The sequence below is a fragment of the Alienimonas chondri genome, assembly GCF_013036045.1.
Classification (GTDB): Bacteria; Planctomycetota; Planctomycetia; order Planctomycetales; family Planctomycetaceae; genus Alienimonas; species Alienimonas chondri.
The window spans coordinates 25,226-43,300 of the sequence record NZ_WTPX01000008.1 but is presented as its reverse complement, the minus strand read 5'-3'; the positions used below and the strand labels follow the sequence as shown (position 1 = coordinate 43,300).

The window sequence follows — 18,075 nt, the reverse complement described above, 5'->3', positions numbered from 1 at the left end:
GTCCGGGTCGCTCCCGTTCATGGTCTGCACTCCCATGCCGAACGCCTCGCCGAACGACATCGCCGTCCTCGCCGGGGGGCTGGCCCACGAGATTCGCAATCCGCTCTCGACGATCGGGCTGAACCTCGAACTGATCGCGGAAAGCCTCGGGGGCACCGAACCGGACGAGGCCGACGATCGTGCAGTCGCTCGTCGGAAGCGAATGCTGCGGACCGTCCAGCGGGAGTGCGGGCACCTCTCGGAGATCCTCGACGCCTTCCTAGCCTTCGCGCGTGCGGGGGAACCGGAGTTGAAGGAGGGCGACCTCAACGACTTGCTCGCGGAGTTCGCGGAATTCTTCGGCCCGACCGCGAAAGCCGCCGGCGTGCGGTTCGTTGCCCTCCCCACCGCGGACCTGCCCCCGGTGCGGTTCGACGGTCGCCTGATTCGTCAGGTGTTGATGAATCTCGCCCTGAACGCCCAGCAGGCTCTGACCGCTCAGAAGGACGCCGGTTCGGAGATCCCTCAGCCGTTGATCGAGGTTTCGACCCGACCGATCCTCGCCGGTCCCTCCGGCGGGGCGGTGGAACTGACGGTCGCCGACAACGGCGCCGGCATTCCCCCGGAGACCCGCGCGACGATGTGGAATCCGTTTTATTCCAGCAAGCCGGGCGGCAGCGGTTTGGGGCTCCCGACCGTGCGGAAGATCGTCGAGGCTCACGGCGGCCTCGTACATTGCGAGAGCGACGAAGACGGGACCGTGTTCCGCATTGCGCTCCCGTCTGTCTAGCGCTCGTCCAGCGTCCATGTTGCGTGATTCGATCACGCCTCGAAGATACCCCCATGCCCGACTCCCCCGACGACGATCTCTCCGGCGTGCCGATTCGCGTGCTGATCGTCGATGACGACGCGGCCCACGCGGAGACCGTCGCCGATTCGCTCGATCCGGTCGGCTGCGACTGTACGGTCGTGACCGGCGGGAAGGCCGGCGTGGAGGCGGTCGAACGCGACGTGTACGACGTGGTGATCACGGACATGAAGATGGACGGCGCCGACGGCTTCGCCGTACTGGAGAAGACCAAGGAGGAACTGCCCGACGCGGAGGTCATCGTGATGACCGGCTACGGCACGATCGACAGCGCCGTCGACGCCATGCAGCGGGACGCCTTCACCTACCTCAACAAGCCGCTCGACATCGCCCGGCTGCGGACGGCGGTGAAGCAGGCTTCAAAGCGCATCCGCCTCGCCCGGAAAAACGCTGAACTGAGCCGGCGGTTGGACGAGCGGTTCGGCTTCGAGGGCGTCGTCGGCACCAGCGGCCCGATGCGGCAGGTGATCGAAGTGTTGAAGAACGTCGCCCCGACGGATTCCACGGTGCTCATCACCGGCGAGAGCGGCACCGGCAAGGAACTCGTCGCCCGCGCCCTGCATCAGAACAGTCCGCGGAAGAACAAACCGTTCGTCTCCCTGAACGTCGCGGCGCTGCCGAAAGACATTCTCGAAAGCGAACTGTTCGGCCACGAGGCCGGCGCCTTCACCGGCGCGACGGGCAAGCGGATCGGCAAGTTCGAGTACGCCAACGGCGGCACCCTGTTTCTCGACGAAGTCGGGGAGATGCCCTCGGACATTCAAGTCAAGCTGCTTCGGGTGCTGGAGGACCGCAAGGTGACCCGGCTGGGCTCCAACGCAGAGCTGCCGATCAACGTGCGGCTGCTCGCCGCGACGAACGCGGACCTGTTGGAGATGGTCGGCGAGAAGTCGTTCCGCGAGGATCTGTACTACCGGCTGAACGTCATCAGCATTCGGCTGCCGCCGCTCCGCGATCGGCGGGGCGACATCCCGCTGCTGCTCGATTTCTTCCTCCGGGAGCTGACGGAGCGGTACAGCAAGCAAGTCGTGGGCTTCACGCGCCGCGCCAGAACGGCGTTGATGAGCTACGAGTGGCCCGGAAACATCCGGCAACTGCGCAACGTCGTGGAGCGGATGGTCGTGCTGGACACTGACGGCCTGCTGGACGCCGGCGATCTGCCCGAGGAGGTTGCCGGTCTGGCGCAGGAGGAAGGCGACGACACGACCGCGGCGCGCGGCTCCGGCGGGGGATCGGACCATCTGATCGGCCGCCCGCTTTCAGAGGTGGAACGCTTCTACGCGGAGCGGGCCCTGGAGGTCGTCGGCGGGAAGCGGGAGGACGCCGCGAAGCTGTTGGGCATCGGCGAGCGGACCCTGTATCGCAAGCTGAAAGAGTGGGGCTTGAACTAGCGCCGCGGTTCGCTCACGGATCGTCCGGGAGTCCGGCGTATGGCGTGTCCGGGCGACATTTTCAACCGTCGCGGGCGGTCGAAGATTGTGCGACGCGGGCGTTGGACAGGGTCTCTCCGGACGCCTAAGTTCGGCCTCGATCGCCACGGAACGGCGGCGCCCGCGGGCATGCTGGCCGGCGGTCTTTCGGGGGACCAACAGGCAAGCGAATGACGGCCGACGCCGACTCCTCACGGCCCGCTGACTCATCCCGAAAGTCTGCTGGGACTGATGACGCGAAGTCTCAGAAGGGCGGGAGGGGACGACGACGACGCAGACGGTCCGGTCGCCCCCGCAGGCCGCAGGCCTCGCCGGTGGGGATCGATTTCGGGACGGACAGCAGCTCTCTTGCGGATTTCGGTTCGGACGGCGCCCCGCATGTGCTTCCTAACGCTCTGGGGCAGATCCGAACCGCCTCCGCGATCAACGTCTTTCTCGATCGACTGACTCTGGGTCCCGGTTTCGACCAGACCCGCTTTCCCGCCAACGGGGACGGGCGTCACGGGGATGGGCGTCCCGGGGACGATCACGACGGCGTTCCCGTTCCGATGTCCGGCTTCAAACGGCCCTATCAGGGGTCCGGCGGCACCTACCAGCGAGGCCGCCGGGTGATGACCGTGGACGGCATCCCCGTTTCGCCGAAGCTCTTGGGGGCCGCGTTGCTGAGAGGACTCGTCGCCGAGACCGCGACGGGTCGGCCCGCAGACGCCCCGGTGGTGATGACGGTGCCGCACGCCTTCACGCGGACTCCCCGCGAGGCGGTCTGCGACGCCGGCCGTTCGGCGGGGCTGAACGTGACGGAAACGCTGTCCGAAACGACCTCCGCCGCCCTCGCCTGGCTGTGGAAGGATACCGCGGTCGACGGGCAGCCGGTCGGTCGGACTCGCCACGCCCTGGTCTACGACCTCGGAGCCGGCACCTTCGACGCCGCCATTGTCCGGACCCGTTGCAACGAACTCCGCGTGATCGCCGCCGAGGGCGATCCGACCTTGGGCGGTCGCGACTGGACGGAGACGCTCGCCGAGGACGTCGCCGAACAGTTTCGGAATAAATGCGGGCACAACCCGTTCACCCGCTGGCGGATGCAACGGCGCCTGCTGGGCGAGTGCGAACGGGCCAAGCTCATGCTGTCGAAGCAGAGGGTCTGCACGGTCCCCATCGTGACGCCCCGCCGGACGGAAGGGATCGAGGTCACCCGCGACCGGTTTGAAGGACTCACCGAGGATCTGCTGCGCCGCACCCGGGATCTGACGGAGTTCCTGCTGGAGAACGCGGGCATCGAGCCGCAGGATCTGGACGTCATCCTGCCGGTCGGCGGAGCCGCCGCCATGCCGGCGGTTCGACGGATGCTCAAAGAGCTGTTCGGAACCCGGGCCACCCCGGATCACGCGGCTCGCAAAGCGTTCCCGGATCCCCGCACCGCGGTCGCGGAAGGCGCCGCGGTGTACGCCGCGATGCTGCGAGCCTCCCCCGGCGCCGGCGACTACGGTCTCTCCAACGACGTCCCGCCCCGCGTCCGTCGACGGTTGCGGGCGATCTCCCTGGAGGAAGTCAGCGCCCACTCCGTCGGCGTCGAAATCGAGGATCCGAACGTCCCCGGGCGTCGCCTCAATCACGTCCTGCTGCCCCGCGGCGCCCGGCTGCCGACCGCGGTGCAGATGACCTTCGGCACCACCGTCGCCGACGCCGAAGGGATTCGGCTGCGACTGGTCGAGGGAGAACGTCCCGAGGCCGCGGATTGCGATCGCCTCGGCGAGTATCGGATCACCGGCCTACCCCCCGGCCTCCCCGCGCGGAGCCCGATCACGGTCGACATCTCCCTCGATGAGCGCAACGCGCCGCACGTCTCCGCCCACCGGGTGATGACGCCGGAGGAGCAGCGCATCAGCGCCGGCGCCCACGACCTGGCGCCGCTCAAGACGGAGCCGCTCACGCCCTCTCCCGGCTCCCGCGAGGAGCTGGAGGCCACGCAACGCCTGGCCCGTTTGATGCCGCACCCCCGCTAGCCGGCGGGCGGATCGGCTGGTGACGGGCGTTCAGATCGCCGCTACGATGCACGCATCGTCGTCCCCCGATCCGATCCGCCCGTGGCCCGCTCCGCTCTTCACGCCGCGCTCGCGATGAGCTTGCTGGGTTGGTCCGGCGCCGCTGCGGCGGCGAACGGCGAGCCGGGGCAATGGACGAACGGCCAACGCTTGTTCGCTCTGCAGGTTCAACCGGTCTTCGCGGCGAAGTGCGTCGCGTGCCACGGCGACGATCCGGCCGATCTGGGGGGAGCATTCGATCTGTCCTCCCGCGCCGGGCTGTTGACGGGCGGCGAGAGCGGCGATCCGGCGATCGTCCCGGGCGATCACGGCGCCGGCTCGCTCTATGACCTGCTGAAGTGGGAGGACGGCTACGGCATGCCGCCGAAGGAAACGGACGCCCTGACCGAGGCACAACGCTGGGCCGTTCGCGATTGGATCGACGCCGGCGCCCCGTGGCCGGATGCGGCGACGGTCGAGGCGATCCGCGAGGCGCACGCCCCCGGGGTGACGGTTCCGACCAGCGGGGGCCTTTCGAAGGACTGGACCGAGCGCCGCTACGACCCGGCGGACCTGTGGGCCTACCAACCGATCGACGATCCCCCGATCCCCCCGACTCCCGAGGGGTTCGCCGCTCCCGCCGACTCCGCGGACGCCTTCCTGAACGCATCGCTGAGCGAAGCAGGTTTGGCGCCGGCTCCCCGGGCCGACCGTCGCACGCTGATCCGCCGGGCGACGTTCGACCTCACGGGGCTGCCGCCCACGCCGGAGGAGATCACCGCGTTCCTCACTGACGACCGCGACGACCGAGCCGCGTTCGCCGCGGTGGTGGATCGGTTGCTCGCCAGCCCGCACTTCGGGGAGCGGTTCGCCTCGAACTGGCTGGACGTCGTGCGGTATGCAGACAGCGCCGGCTTCGCCAACGACTTCGAGCGCCCAAACGCCTGGCGATACCGCGATTACGTCGTGCGATCGTTCAACGACGACAAGCCGTTCGATCGCTTCCTCACGGAGCAGATCGCGGGGGACGAACTGGTCGATTCCGGTCGGCTCGAAGCGAACTCCCCGGAGGGGATCGACGCCTTGTTGGCCGTCGGCTTTCTGCGGATGGGGCCGTGGGAACACACGGGGATGAGCGTGGCGAAGATTACGCGGCAGCAGTTCCTCGACGACGTGACGGACACGGTCGGGCAGACGTTCCTCGCCCAGCCGTTGCAGTGCGCCAAATGCCACGACCACAAGTTCGACCCGATCCCGACCCGCGATTACTACGCCATCCAAGCCGCCTTCGCGACGACGCAGTTCGCCGATCGACCCGTTCCCTTTCACCCCGAGGAGGCGGCGGAGTTCGCGGGCGAGCCGGAGTACCTGCGGCAGCGTCTGGAAGAAGCGCGGGCGATTCAGCGTCGCATCGCGGCGAAGAAAGAGGCGGCCAAGAAGTGGTACGCCGATCGCGGGCTGAAGTACGGCAACCTCAATCAAAAGCGGGAAGAGGGCGCCCCGCCGGAGGAGATCGCTCCCGAGGAGTTGGAACTGACCGTCGCCGAGTACGGCCTCGAGCGGGTCGCCAAGAAGATGCTCCAGCGGCACGGATGGGAACTGGACCGCTACAAACCGATGGCGTTCTCCGTGTACAGCGGGGCCAGCCCGCCGATGAAGCCGGTCTTCGCGGCGATGCCGCTGCCGAAGGACCGGACGAAGGGAACGATCGCCGCGTCCGCGATTCTCACCGGGGGCGATCCGTTCAGCCCGGGAACGCCTGTGGAGCCGGGCGTGCTGAGCGCCGCGCTGTTGTCGGTCTCGCCGGAGAGCGAGGATCCCGTTCCCGCGGACGTGACCGGCCGGCGGACCGCGCTGGCCGGGTGGCTGACCGATCCCGCGAACCCGCTCCCGGCCCGCGTCTACGCGAATCGCGTCTGGCAATGGCTCTTCGGACGCGGCCTCGCGGCGAACGCCAACAACTTCGGCGGAGGCGGGGCGACGCCGTCGCATCCGGAGCTGCTCGATCACCTCGCGACACGGCTCGTGCGGGGGGAGTGGAAGACGAAGCCGTTGGTCCGAGCGTTGATGCTCTCCGACGCCTACGCCCGCGCCTCCCTGCACCCCGATCCGGCCGCCGTGGCCGAGGCGGACCCGACGGGGTCGCTGCTCGCCGCGGCGCGGCCGCGCCGACTGACGGCGGAGGAACTGCGCGACGCGATGCTGGCCTTCACCGGTGAATTGAATCCCGCGATCGGCGGGGCGCCGGTGCGGCCGGAGATCGAACCGGAAGTCGCTCTCCAACCGCGGCAAATCATGGGGTCGTTCGCCCCCGCCTGGCAGCCGAACCCGTCCCCGGACCAGCGCCACCGCCGCACGCTGTACACGCTCAAACTGCGGGGTCTGCGCGATCCTCTGCTGGAAACCTTCAACGCCCCCGCCCCGGACGCCCCCTGCGAGATGCGGGAAACCAGCACGATCGCCCCGCAGGCGTTGGCGTTGATGAACGGGCGATCCACCTATCTGCGGGCGCTCGCCGCGGCGGACGCCGTCCTCGCCACGGACCCCGATGCGGACGAAGCGGCCGTCGAATCGCTATTCCGAAGAGCGTTCGGTCGTCCGGCGACCGATGCGGAACGCGAGGCCTGCGTCTCGCATTGGCACGCCATGACGACCCGCCACGCGAGCCTGCACTTCGACCCGGTGCGACCGCCGACTGAGGTGGTTCGAATCGCGGTCGAGGAGAACACCGGCGAGCGGTTCTCCTACGTCGAGAAGCTTGAACAGGCGGCCGACTTCGAGCCGGACCTCGGTCCCGACGAGGCCGACGCCCGCACCCGCGGCCTCGCCGAAGTGGCGCTGGTCCTGCTGAACGCGAATGAGTTCCTCTATGTCGAATAGATCGCCGATGGCGTCTCCCCTCGCCCTGCCTCGTCGCGACGCCCTGTTCTCGCTGGGCGCGAGCGTGGGCGGGCTGGCGTTGTCCGCATTGCTGGCGGACGAGGGGTTCGGAGCCAAGGCGCCCTCGGCCACGGCGGGCGACGGGCCGACGGCTCCGAAGCCGCCGCATTTTCCGGCGAAAGCCAAGCGGTGCATCTTCCTCACGATGGAGGGCGGACCGAGCCAGATCGACACGTTCGATCCCAAGCCGAAGCTCCGGGACGTGCACCTCCAAGAGTTTCAGGCCGGCGGCGAGCAGAAAAGCGCCATGGCCTCCGGCAAGCGGTACTACGTCGAAAGCCCGTTCCAGTTCATGAAGGCCGGCGAGAGCGGCGCCGACATGGGCACGAACTGGCCGCACCTGGCCGGGGTGGCGGACGACCTCTGCTTCTATCGCGGCTGTCAGGCGGAGAGCGTCAATCACCCGACCGCGATGGCCCACATCAACACCGGCAACCGCTTCGGCGGCGACCCGGCGGTGGGTTCCTGGGTGACGTACGGCCTGGGCTCGGAGAACGCCGACCTGCCGGCTTTCGTGGTGCTCCCGGAGGTCAGCCATCCGCAGGGCGGCGCCGCGAACTGGGGGAACGGCTTCCTGCCGGCCCACTATCAGGGCACCCCGCTGCGGGCGGAGGGATCGCCGATTCTGAACCTCGCCCCGCCGGAGGGGATTACGCGGGATCATCAACGTCGCAATCTTGATCTGCTGGCGGAGTTGAACCGGCGCCACGCCGCGGATCGGATCGCCGCGGACGATCCCTTCGCCCAGACGCTCGCCGCCCGGGTGGAGAGCTACGAACTCGCCTTCCGCATGCAGGCCCGCGTGCCGGGGCTGATCGACATCGACGGCGAGGATCAGGCGACGAAGGACCTCTACGGCGTCGACGCGACGGACACCGACGCTTTCGGGCGAAAGTGCCTGCTCGCCCGTCGGCTGGTCGAACGCGGCGTGCGGTTCGTGCAGCTCTATCACGGCACCTGGGACTCGCACGATCAGCTCGCCCGGGCGCACGGGAACCTGATCCGTCAGGTCGATCGCCCGATCGCGGCGCTGCTGACGGACCTGAAACGTCGCAATCTGTTGGACGAGACGTTAGTCGTCTGGACGGGCGAGTTCGGCCGTTCGCCGGACAATTCGCCCCGCGGGGGGATCGCTTACGGCCGCGACCACAACGCCAAAGCGATGACGATCTGGATGGCCGGCGGCGGCGTGAAGGCCGGGCACACGATCGGGGCGACCGACGAATTGGGCGCCGAAGCCGTCGAGTGCGTGCATCCCATCCGCGATCTGCACGTCACGCTGCTGCACCTGCTCGGCTTGGACGACAACCGGCTGACGTACTTCAGTTCCGGCCGCTTCAAACAGCTCTCGCAATTCGGCGGGAAGGTCATCGAGGAGTTGTTGGCATAGGCGAGCGGGGGGCGTCCGCCCCCTGAGCGCACTGTCTCCAGCGACCCTTCGAGACAAATCTCAGCGGGCTGACGCCCGCCGCTCGCCTACACTCCCCGCGTGAGCGAACCCCCCTCCCCCGCCGAGGTCGTCGCCGACCGCGAGCCGGACGAGCCGCCGGTCGCTGCGGAGGAGGTCCGCAGCGTCCAGCGGATCCGCAAGCGGGCCGGGTTCGGCCACATGATCGGCGTGTGGGTCGGTCGGCAGATGCTGCGATTGCCGTGGCTCACGCGGTTCAGCTTGACCCGCAAACGTCAGCGGCCCCGCCTGCAGAACGACGGGGCGAGCTACGGGAGAACGCTCGCCGCGGACGGCGTGCCGATCGGGTACTGCTACCTGCCGCCCGCCGCCGGCGTGCCGCGGCGGGCCGGCGTCGTGCATTTCCACGGGTGGATGGAGACGAAGGAGACCCACGCCGATGTGGCCCGCACGCTCGCCGGATTGGGGCATCCGGTGTTGCTCGTCGACCTCCGGCATCACGGCGACAGCGGCGGGCCGTTCGTCACCTTCGGGGTGAAAGAACGGCACGACGTCGACGTGCTGATCGACCTCGCCGTGGAGCGAGGTTGGTTCGATCCGCCGGTCGTCACGGTCGGGTTCAGCACCGGCGCCGTGACCGTGCTGGCCCACCTCGCGGAGGATCGCAAGCGGGCCGAACCGCGGGTCGCCGGGTGCCTGGCGCTGGCCCCGATGATCTCGTTGCGGCGGGGCGTGCGGTGGTTCCGCGGCATGGCGGCCCCGCGGATCGCGGAGCGGTGGTTGATGCTGGGCGTCATGGAAGCCGTCCGCCGAGCCGGGCTGAGTTTCGACGAAACGGAACTGCGCGACGTGGTGAGGGACGAGGAGCGGCCGATCCTGTTCGCCGCCGGGGAGAAGGGCGACCGCTACACGTTGGGCGATCAGGTCGAGGAGCTGCACCGGCTGAAGACCCGCGGCTGGACGAGCCTGCACACCGTCCCCGGCGTCACGCACTTCGCCGTCGGCACCGCGGCGTTCCCCGCGATCCTGCCGCTGTGGGAGGCGCTGCTCGCGGTCGTTCGCCAGCGGTGCGACGAGCCGGCGTGCGCGGACGATCCGTCAGCAATCGAACCGGGGGCCGAAGTGGAGGGGGTCCGGGCGGACCTCCACCCGATCGCGGATCGCCACCCCGATTACCAGCCCGACCGCCGCCCCGCAGGCGACGAGACTGCTGCCTCCGTAGGAGACGAGCGGTAGCGCGAGCCCCGTGATCGGCATCAGGCCGACGGTCATCGCGGTGTTGATGACCGCCTGCGTGCCGAACAACGCCCCGACGCCGGTCGCTGTCATCCGGCCGAACGGGTCGCCGCAACGGGCCGCGACCCGCAGGCAGCCCGTCGTCAGCAGGCCGAACAGGCCCAGCACGCTCAGCGTTCCCGGCAGGCCGAATCGCTCCGCGACGAGGCAGAAGATGAAGTCGGTCCGGGCCGCGGGCAGTTGCAGGGAGACACGGGCGTCGGCCGCTTCCTCCGCCGTGCCGAACCACCCGGCGCTGCCCCCCGCTCCGCCGAGGGCCAGCACCTGCTTTGAACGATGGAGGTGATAGCCGTCGCCGCGGGGGGCCGGTTCGCTGAGTTCTTCGAGCGAATGCTGCGTGAAGACGGCGGTCACGCGACTGCGCTGCTCCGCGCTCATGCCCAGCCACAGCACGGGCAGGCAGGCGAGCCCGAGCGCGGCCGCGGCGCCGAGGTGCGATCCGCGGGCGCCGCTGGCAACCAGCACGGCCCCCAGCATCGGCAGAAAGACCAGCGACGTGCCGAGGTCGGGCTCCTTCAGGATGAGCCCGACAGGCACGACGGTCAGCAAGAACGGCGGGATCAGGCCGAGCACCGTGCGGTGATCGCGGCGGTGCGACAGATAGCGGGCCAGCGCCAGCAACACGGCGAGCTTGGCGAACTCGGACGGTTGCAGCAGGACGGGGCCCAGCGGGATCCACCGCCGCGACCCGTTCCGCGCGGGAAAGGCGTAGACGAGGATCAGCAGCCCGATCGCCGCGGCGAACGCCGGCAGGGCGATCGACTTCAACATCTTCGGCGGGATCGCCGCCGTCGCGAGGCAGGCGATCGCCGCGAACGCCGCCCAGACCCGTTGCTTCGCCGCGTAGCCCGCTCCCACATCCGAGACGCCGGCCAGCACGTCCCCGCGACCGATCGCGAGGAGGCCGATCCCGGTCAGCGCAACGGCGCTCAGCGCCGTCGGCCAGGGAACGCGGGACCAGAGGATGGGGGACACGGGACGCCTTCGAGGAGTGGCCGGATTCTAATCGCCGCGGCTTGATCCGCGAACGGCGGTTCGGGGGCGAAGTTGCTTCGGGCGGGGTTCCCGTAAACTGACGCCGTGAACAGCCGCGTCGCCGCCGTCGTCGTCGCTGGGCTGCTCGCAGCGACGCTGGCGACGACGGCGGCGCGACCGCTCTATCACTCAGACGTCTGGGCGCATCTCGCCTACGGTCGGCAGGTTCGAGCCGCGGGCGAAGTGCCGGCGACGGAACCGCTGATGCCCCTGTGCGAAGGGGTGCCCTTCGTCAATTTCGCCTGGCTGGCCGGCGTGGCGGGTTCGCTGCTGTACGACGCCGCGGGGCCGGAGGGGCTGCGATTGGCCGGCGGACTGCTGGTGGCGATCACGGTCGGCCTGTTCGGCGTCGCCGCTCGGAAGCGGGGACGAGTCGCGTGGGCGGGGATCCTCGCGGGAACGGCGTTCTTGGCGATCGCCTGGTTTCAGCTGTTCGCATTCGCCCCATGGGTCGATCCGCTGGGGCCGCAGATCCTGCGTCCGCAGACGATCGGCGTCGCCCTGTTCGCCGGACTGACCGCCGTCACGCCGATCCCGCGACGGCCGGGCTGGCGCTGGCTCGGGCTGCCGATCGTCTTCGCCCTGTGGACGAACCTGCACGGCAGTTGGCCGATCGGGCTGGTCTGGCTCGCCGCCGATTGGCTCGACCGAGCCGGCCGGCTGCGCGGCGCCGCGTGGCGGAGCGATCGAGTACGGAGGGGTGCGGGGCTGATCGCCCTGTGTGCGGCGGCGTGTTGCCTCAATCCGCTGGGGCCGGGGGCGTTCGTCGAGGCGTTGACGTTCGGCCGGCATCCCAATCTCGAGGACGTGATCGAATGGGGCCCGCTGACTTGGGCGATGAATCAGACGTGGGTCTTCGTCGTCGCGGCGGCCCTGACGGCGATCGCGGCGCTCCTCAGCCCGCGGCGGATCGGCTGGGGGGAAGCGTTGTTGCTCGTCACTTTCGGGCTGGCCGCCTGCCGGACGAGCCGTTGGCTGCTCTGGTGGGCGGGACCGGCGGCGATCTCCCTCGCGGCCCATCTCTCCGCCTTTTCGCAGCGGCCACGGCCGGCGGCCGGTTCGGCGGCCCGTCCGGCGCACGAGCGGCGCTGGTGGATCGGGGCGTGGGCGGTCGGGCTGGTCATCGGCACGGCGGCGAGCGTGCCGACCTGGCGGATCGCCGCCGGGCAGTACGCCGGCGCCGGCTGCTTGGCTCACGGCACGCCGGTGCGGGCAACGGCCTATCTGCGCGAGCATCCCCCCGCCGGTCAGGTGTTCAACGCCCACGCGTTCGGGGACTTCCTGCTGCTCGCCGGGCCGCCGAACGTGCGGATCTTCGTCGGTTCGCACGCGCATCTTACCCCCCCGACGGTCTGGAACGACGCCCTAGCGATCTCCAGGGCGGACCCGGGCTGGAAGGCGAAGCTGGACCGATACGACGCGACCACGCTGATGCTCTCGGTCCAAGACCAGCGCCGGTTGATCTCCGAGGCGTCCGCGTCCCCCCGGTGGAGAGAGGTCTATCGGGACGGAACGGCGGTGATTTTCGACCGTGTGCAGCCGATGGCCGGGCCGTGACGCTGATGGGCGGCGCCCGTCCGACATGGGCCCGCAGGAGCGCCAGTCCGGCGCCCAAGATGCGGTTCAGGCGTCGCCTGACTGGTCGATTTGACGGCGCCGGGGGCCGTCGGCATGCGAGTTGCCCCTTTGTTTATCGAATCTTATTGCCGCCGCCGTTCGCCGGCGACGCTGACCACTTGCTCGCATCACTGTCAGGCCCGTCCGTCATGACCGCCGCCGCCACCGCACCGACCGCCGATCGCTACAGCGACGAAAGCTATAACCTCAAGCTCGAACTGGATACGAAGGGCTGCTCGTTCGGCCCGGGCGAGATCCGAAAAATGGAGAAGGATCTCGACGCCCTCGCCAAGCTGACCGAGGAGATGCCCGTCTCCGACCTGCACGTCACCATCGCCTGGTTCGAGCACAGCCAGGAATATCACGTCAAAACCAGTTTGGTCACGTCGGGACGCATCCTGTTCACCGGCGAACACGACAGCGTCGCCCATCCGGCCTATCAGAAGTGCATCCGCAAGCTGGTCTCCAAGTTGAAGGCCTACAAGGATCGCATGGAGACGCAGGACAACCGCCGGGCCAAGTTGGCCGAGGGGACGATTCAGCAGGTCACCCCGGACGTGCAGCCGGAGCTCGATGCCTTGGAGAGGGCGATTCACGCCCGGGACTATCTGGCGTTTCGGCAGGAGATGGCCGGGTTCGACGGATCGCTGCGCGATCGCGTGGGGCGGTGGGTGCAGCGGTATCCGAGTCTCGACCGCGAGATCGGCGCCCGATTGCCGATCGCGGACGTGATGGAGGAGGTCTACCTCACCGCCTACGACGAGTTCCTCGAACGCCCGGGGGAGATGCGGCTGGGCGATTGGCTGGACGGACTGGTCGATCCCGCCGTCCGCAATCTGCTGCGGCATCCGGAGGAGGAAGCGGAAGAGATCAGCTTCGCACGCACGCTGCGTGAGATGCAGACCTCGGAAGTGCATACCGGGCCGGGCGGCTCGGACCCGGATGCGGACGACCCGACGAACGCCGAACCCGGCCACCGCAGCATCGGCGGCACGCACGTCGCCCCCGTGCCGAGCGATGAGTCGAACGACGGACCGGAGAGTTCCGCGAAACCCCGCTGAACCGACTGCGTCGCACGAACTCGTCGCCCGCCTCGCTCCCGACCGGGGGCACGGCGGGCGGCGCTGTTCTATCGTCTGCTTTCCTCCCCGCTCTTCGCCCGCCGCCCCGCCCCGTGCCGCACGGCTCGCTCCCCTCCGCCGACCAGCTCAAACGCGCCGCGCAAATCGTGGAGGGTCGGTATGAATCGGCCAAGCGGAACCTCAAGGCGCTCGTCGGGTTCCGGCGGCCGCTGAGAATCCAGACCTATCGCGGCTTCGGATCGCCGAACGACCTGCGCGTCAGCGGTCGCGTGTTGGAGGATAAGCCGATCGCGGACCCGGAGGAGGATCATTCCTGGTGGCAGAACATGCGGTCGATGTACCGCCATTGGCAGACGGACGAAGTCAGCGGTTGCCGGATCGCCTGCGAGTTCCACGGTCGGCGGCAAACCGCATTGACGGACGAAGAGGGGTATTTCGAATTCCGCTACCGCTTCGCCGAGGCGCTGCCCGACGGCGCCTTTCACACCGCGACGCTGTCGCTCCCCCCGCAGGCGATTCGGCAGGCGGGGCCGGTTCAGGCGACGTCGTTCAACCTCGTGCCCTCCGCGACCGCCCAATTCGGGGTGATCTCGGATATGGACGACACCGTCATCCGCTCCTACGCCAGTAATTTCTGGAAAATCGCCCGACTGACGCTGCTGAAGAACGCCCGAACACGTTTGCCGTTCGAGGGCGTCAGCGCCTTCTACAACGCGTTGGCCGCCGGCACGCACAGCGATTGGGCCGAATCGCCGACCTCGCGGGACCCGGACATCGATCCCGTCGTCCCGCCCAACCCGATCTACTACGTCTCCAGCAGCGCCTGGAACCTGTACGAACTGTTCCGCGTGTTCCTGCGGGTCAACGGACTGCCGGACGGGCCGATCCTGCTGCGGGATCTGGGCATCGATGCCAACCAGTTCATCGCGGGCGGCCACGGACACAAGCTGGAGAAAATCGAGCGGATCTTCGCCTCTACGGGCGACCTGCCCTTCGTGCTGATCGGAGACAGCGGCCAGGACGATCCGAAGCTGTACCGCGACGCGGTCGCGCGACATCCCGGCCGCGTGAAAGCGATTTACATTCGAGACGTCCGCGACCGGACGCGATTCGACGTCCGGCGGATCGCGAGGGAGGTCACGGCCGACGGGGTGCCGATGAAACTCGTGCCGGACACCGTCGCCGCCGCGAACCACGCCGCCCAACTCGGACTGATCGACGCGGCTCATCTGCCCGCGATTCGGGAGGACCGCCGCGGCGACCGCCTCGATGCGACCGGCGAGTCGGCCGAACGCCAGGAAACCGTCTGAGCGTCCGCTCCGCCCCTCGCAACGAGCCGCCGCTGGGCGTCAGGAGTCCTTCCGCACTTCGCTATGCGACTTCAACGCCCGGCTGTCGTCGGTTTCGATCATGTAAGCGGGCTCGTCGTCGCTGGCGTTGCGGGTCACTTCGTTGCCCTGGATCGTGCGGGTGACCTTGGAGGTGAAGACTTCGTCGACGGTCCCGTGGCCCCAACCGTCGCCCCACTTCCATTTGACCTTCGTGCCTTTGGAGTAGCTCTTGCTCATGGGATCGAACGCCTGCCGGAGGGAGGGGGAAGAGAGCCGCGAGTTCAGTTCGAGCGAGCCGGGGGGCTGGTGGCCTCGATCGCCTTGAAATGGCCGGAGACGCTGTAGAAGTGCTCGGCGCCCGCGGGCACGACCCAGGAGAGGCCCGGCGTGAGCTTCGTCTCGGCGCCGTCGATCGTGAGGGTCGCTTCGCCCTCCAGCGCGTAGCCGACCGTTTCGTAGGGATGGGCGTGCGGACCCTGCCCCGGCGTCGGTCCTTCGTCCCAGAGGCGCAGGGCGACGCGCTCGCCCGCAGCGAGCAGTTTCTGGCCGTCCGGGCCGGTCGGAGCGGCGTCAGCGGAGACGAGAGAAGCAGACATGGCGAAGCGCTTTTGAGAAGGGAGGATTGGGGACGGGATTGAATCCCCCGCCGGCGGCATGGCGATCCGGGGCAAGCGGGGAAGCGGGATTCGGGAGCGTCCCCACCCCGCCGGGCGGCCGGTTGGGAACTCTGCGGGGATCGCCGGGCGCGGCGATCAGGAACACTCCGAGGTCGGTTGAGCCGTTGGGCGTCACCGTGAAGACTCATTCGTTCGCTCCCCTCAGTCAGGATTCGGCTCATGAACGTCGCTCCGATCGATCCCGTCACCCGCGAGACCGTCCGCGAACTCGTCGCCCCCGCCTCGTCTGACCATCCGGGCCCGCGGCTGACCCTCACGATGCCCACGCATCGCAGCGGCGCGGACGGACTCCGGGAGGACGCGATCCGATTCAAGAACCTCGTCGGAGAGGCGGAACGACTGCTGAAGGAATCCGGCTTCACGGGCGTTCGCCTGCAACACGCTCTCGCCCCGCTGCACGCCCTCCGCACCGACGACCTGTTCTGGCAGCGACAGGCGGAGGGACTGGCCTTGTTCCTCACCCCGCCCGCGGAGGACGACGGGAAGTCCGAAGGCGCTCTGAAGACGTTCCGCCTCCCCTGCGGCGTGCCGGAACGTGTGGCCCTGGGCGACCGCTTCGAGGCGCTCCCGCTGATCCCGCTGGTGCACGGCGAAGGGCGATTCTTCGTGCTGACCGTCAGCCAGAATCACGTCCGGCTGTTGGAGGGCACGCGATCGGCCGTGATGGAACGGCACCCGGACGCCCTGCCGGAGAACCTCCGCGACGCGCTGAACATCGACGAATATCAGGGCTATCTCGGCCTGCGAAGCAACAAGTCCAGCGGCGTCGGCGGCGACGTGGGCGGGCAGGCGAACTACCACGGGCACGGTGCCGGCAACCAGAGCACCGTCAAGCAGCAGGAACTGACGGAGTACTTCCGGCGGATCGGCGCCGGTCTGGAGGAGTTCTTCCGCGATCCCACCCCGCGGGAGCACAGCAGCGACCCGGTGCCGCCGGGCACGTTCAATCCGCCGGTCATTTTCGCCGGCGTGGACTATCTGTTCCCGATGCTGAAGGAGGCCTGGAGCTACCCCAACCTGCTCCCGGACGCGATCCACGGCAACGTCGACGCGCTGAGCGCCAACGAGCTGCACGCCAAGGCGTGGCCGCTGGCGGAGGCGTTCTTCCAGGCCCCCGCGGATCGGGAGCGGGAGGCGTACGCGGAGAAGGACCCCGGGCTGCGGTCGGACGATCTGCCCACGATTCTCGAAGCCGCGAAGATCGGCCGCGTCGAGACGTTGTTCGTCGCGGAAGGCGAGCGGGCCGCGGACCCCGAACCGCCCCGCAGTCTCGATCCGGCCGCGGTGAACCTACTGAGCGTCGCCGCGGGCGACGTCGTCGGCTCCGGCGGACGGGTCTTCGTGCTCCCCCGCGATCGGATGCCCGGGGAGTCCATGATCGCCGCCTCCTTCCGGTATCCCCTCCAGCCGGCCGAGATCAAAATCAGCGCCGCCGCCGACGGGAGCTGAGCACGGCTCCGGATCGCCCGTCCCGACGCCGCCGGGGGGAATCGCATCCCCCCGAGCGGCGTCTGCCTTCTCCAACAGCGACTTGGCGCCGTCGAGCGCACAGCCGATGGTATGACCGGCGTCGCAGGTTCGAGCCACTGCCCAGCCGACGGCGCCCGGCAGCCAGGGAAACGCCGGGCCGGGCGGCTGATGCCGTCTCGGGGCGCCGTGGTTCAACCGAGCGTGATGCACCTCGCGGGCGGGCGGCGGGATCTGGCCGGAGACCGTCATGACGGCCTGATTCCCCCGCAGGGGATGCCGCTCCACCGTCTTGCGACAGGTGGTGTATGCCCCATGGCAAACGCACCCCCCAAGCGACGCGACGCACAGGCCGGCCATCAGGAGGACTTCTGGGCGGCGGGGGCGCCTCCGGTTACAGCGGCGGTGCGGATCGAAGGGGAACACCCCTGCGGCATCGGTCGGGCCGAATCCTCCGCGTCAGTCGGCCGACACCTACAATGCAGGAGTCTTCCCCCTCCGCCCGCACAACCGGCGCCACCGGACCGACGGGCGGCTTCCCTCCCCTGATCCGTCGCGTCCGATGTCCGGCAAACGCGGCAAGCACCAGTCGCTCTCCAAAGGATTGAAGCGCACCGTGGGCTGGCTGGAGAACCGCCCCGGCGTGCGGAAGGTGGTGCTGGGGCTGTCCGAAGCCTGTCGCCACAAGCGTCCGCCCGGCACGTTGGCGGTCCGCCGAGCGACCGACGCCGGACTGCATCTGAACGGCTACAGCGGCACCGGCGTCGTCAAACTGTTCCTCGTTTGCGACGCCGACCGCCGCGACGCGCTGGCGTCGGAGATCGGCGAGCGGTTCGCGTGAAGAAGAAATCCCAAGACCAAGACCTCAAGAACCAAGCCTGGCTCTCGAGACGTCTTCGATGCGGCAACGCCTTTGGTTCT

13 protein-coding genes and 1 pseudogene are annotated in these 18,075 nt (G+C 69.0%); 11 read left to right on the top strand and 3 right to left on the bottom strand.

The window, feature by feature from the left end:
* Positions 1-19 precede the first annotated feature (19 nt).
* The 6 genes and pseudogenes from LzC2_RS02415 to LzC2_RS21990 all read left to right on the top strand — a co-directional run.
* Entirely contained in the window at positions 20-769 is a 750-nt protein-coding gene (locus LzC2_RS02415; protein ID WP_171183365.1) for a sensor histidine kinase, read from the top strand.
* A gap of 53 nt (positions 770-822) precedes the next feature.
* The gene (locus tag LzC2_RS02410) at positions 823-2,238 is read left to right on the top strand and encodes a sigma-54-dependent transcriptional regulator (RefSeq protein WP_171183363.1); all 1,416 of its coding nucleotides are present in this window, start codon (positions 823-825) and stop codon (positions 2,236-2,238) included.
* Positions 2,239-2,825: 587 nt separating this feature from the next.
* The gene (locus tag LzC2_RS02405) at positions 2,826-4,283 is read left to right on the top strand and encodes an Hsp70 family protein (RefSeq protein WP_171183361.1); all 1,458 of its coding nucleotides are present in this window, start codon (positions 2,826-2,828) and stop codon (positions 4,281-4,283) included.
* 114 nt (positions 4,284-4,397) lie between these two features.
* The gene (locus tag LzC2_RS02400) at positions 4,398-7,181 is read left to right on the top strand and encodes a PSD1 and planctomycete cytochrome C domain-containing protein (RefSeq protein WP_246254679.1); all 2,784 of its coding nucleotides are present in this window, start codon (positions 4,398-4,400) and stop codon (positions 7,179-7,181) included.
* Between the two features lie 7 nt (positions 7,182-7,188).
* A complete protein-coding gene (locus tag LzC2_RS02395) occupies positions 7,189-8,631 on the top strand; it encodes a DUF1501 domain-containing protein (RefSeq protein WP_171183356.1) in 1,443 nt (480 codons plus the stop codon).
* Between the two features lie 219 nt (positions 8,632-8,850).
* A pseudogene (locus LzC2_RS21990) lies at positions 8,851-9,501 on the top strand (alpha/beta hydrolase); the annotation flags it as partial.
* 246 nt (positions 9,502-9,747) lie between these two features.
* On the opposite strand, the gene LzC2_RS02390 reads toward LzC2_RS21990, so the two are convergent.
* The gene (locus LzC2_RS02390; protein WP_171183354.1) at positions 9,748-10,920 is read right to left on the bottom strand and encodes an FtsW/RodA/SpoVE family cell cycle protein; all 1,173 of its coding nucleotides are present in this window, start codon (positions 10,918-10,920) and stop codon (positions 9,748-9,750) included.
* A gap of 105 nt (positions 10,921-11,025) precedes the next feature.
* Between LzC2_RS02390 and LzC2_RS02385 the strand changes: the two genes are divergently transcribed.
* The 3 genes from LzC2_RS02385 (at position 11,026) to LzC2_RS22710 (ending at position 14,989) form a co-directional block, all read left to right on the top strand.
* Complete coding sequence (locus tag LzC2_RS02385; RefSeq protein ID WP_171183352.1) at positions 11,026-12,537, top strand: hypothetical protein; 1,512 nt, start codon at positions 11,026-11,028, stop codon at positions 12,535-12,537.
* A 209-nt stretch (positions 12,538-12,746) separates the two neighbouring features.
* Complete coding sequence (locus LzC2_RS02380) at positions 12,747-13,658, top strand: hypothetical protein (RefSeq protein ID WP_171183350.1); 912 nt, start codon at positions 12,747-12,749, stop codon at positions 13,656-13,658.
* Positions 13,659-13,771: 113 nt separating this feature from the next.
* Positions 13,772-14,989: an App1 family protein gene (locus LzC2_RS22710; RefSeq protein WP_171183348.1), complete on the top strand. Its 1,218-nt coding sequence runs from the start codon at positions 13,772-13,774 to the stop codon at positions 14,987-14,989.
* A 39-nt stretch (positions 14,990-15,028) separates the two neighbouring features.
* Here LzC2_RS22710 and LzC2_RS02370 read toward each other — a convergent pair whose 3' ends face one another.
* Positions 15,029-15,247, bottom strand: a complete 219-nt coding sequence (locus LzC2_RS02370) for a hypervirulence associated TUDOR domain-containing protein (RefSeq protein WP_171183346.1) — start codon at positions 15,245-15,247, stop codon at positions 15,029-15,031.
* A gap of 44 nt (positions 15,248-15,291) precedes the next feature.
* Positions 15,292-15,606: a cupin domain-containing protein gene (locus LzC2_RS02365; RefSeq protein ID WP_171183344.1), complete on the bottom strand. Its 315-nt coding sequence runs from the start codon at positions 15,604-15,606 to the stop codon at positions 15,292-15,294.
* A 240-nt stretch (positions 15,607-15,846) separates the two neighbouring features.
* Here LzC2_RS02365 and LzC2_RS02360 point away from each other — a divergent pair, with 240 nt between their 5' ends.
* Positions 15,847-17,136: a baeRF7 domain-containing protein gene (locus LzC2_RS02360; RefSeq protein ID WP_171183342.1), complete on the top strand. Its 1,290-nt coding sequence runs from the start codon at positions 15,847-15,849 to the stop codon at positions 17,134-17,136.
* Between the two features lie 580 nt (positions 17,137-17,716).
* Positions 17,717-17,995, top strand: coding sequence for a hypothetical protein (locus LzC2_RS02355; RefSeq protein ID WP_171183340.1), 279 nt, complete (start codon positions 17,717-17,719; stop codon positions 17,993-17,995).
* The last annotated feature ends 80 nt before the right edge of the window (positions 17,996-18,075 follow it).

What these genes read in the sequence shown, in the direction of transcription:
- LzC2_RS02415 (WP_171183365.1), top strand. Translation starts at nt 20, where the DNA reads ATGGTCTGCACTCCCATGCCGAACGCCTCGCCGAACGACATCGCCGTC.
- LzC2_RS02410 (WP_171183363.1), top strand. Translation starts at nt 823, where the DNA reads ATGCCCGACTCCCCCGACGACGATCTCTCCGGCGTGCCGATTCGCGTG.
- LzC2_RS02405 (WP_171183361.1), top strand. Translation starts at nt 2,826, where the DNA reads ATGTCCGGCTTCAAACGGCCCTATCAGGGGTCCGGCGGCACCTACCAG.
- LzC2_RS02400 (WP_246254679.1), top strand. Translation starts at nt 4,398, where the DNA reads ATGAGCTTGCTGGGTTGGTCCGGCGCCGCTGCGGCGGCGAACGGCGAG.
- LzC2_RS02395 (WP_171183356.1), top strand. Translation starts at nt 7,189, where the DNA reads ATGGCGTCTCCCCTCGCCCTGCCTCGTCGCGACGCCCTGTTCTCGCTG.
- LzC2_RS02380 (WP_171183350.1), top strand. Translation starts at nt 12,747, where the DNA reads ATGACCGCCGCCGCCACCGCACCGACCGCCGATCGCTACAGCGACGAA.
- LzC2_RS02370 (WP_171183346.1), bottom strand. Translation starts at nt 15,247, where the DNA reads ATGAGCAAGAGCTACTCCAAAGGCACGAAGGTCAAATGGAAGTGGGGC.
- LzC2_RS02365 (WP_171183344.1), bottom strand. Translation starts at nt 15,606, where the DNA reads ATGTCTGCTTCTCTCGTCTCCGCTGACGCCGCTCCGACCGGCCCGGAC.
- LzC2_RS02360 (WP_171183342.1), top strand. Translation starts at nt 15,847, where the DNA reads ATGAACGTCGCTCCGATCGATCCCGTCACCCGCGAGACCGTCCGCGAA.
- LzC2_RS02355 (WP_171183340.1), top strand. Translation starts at nt 17,717, where the DNA reads ATGTCCGGCAAACGCGGCAAGCACCAGTCGCTCTCCAAAGGATTGAAG.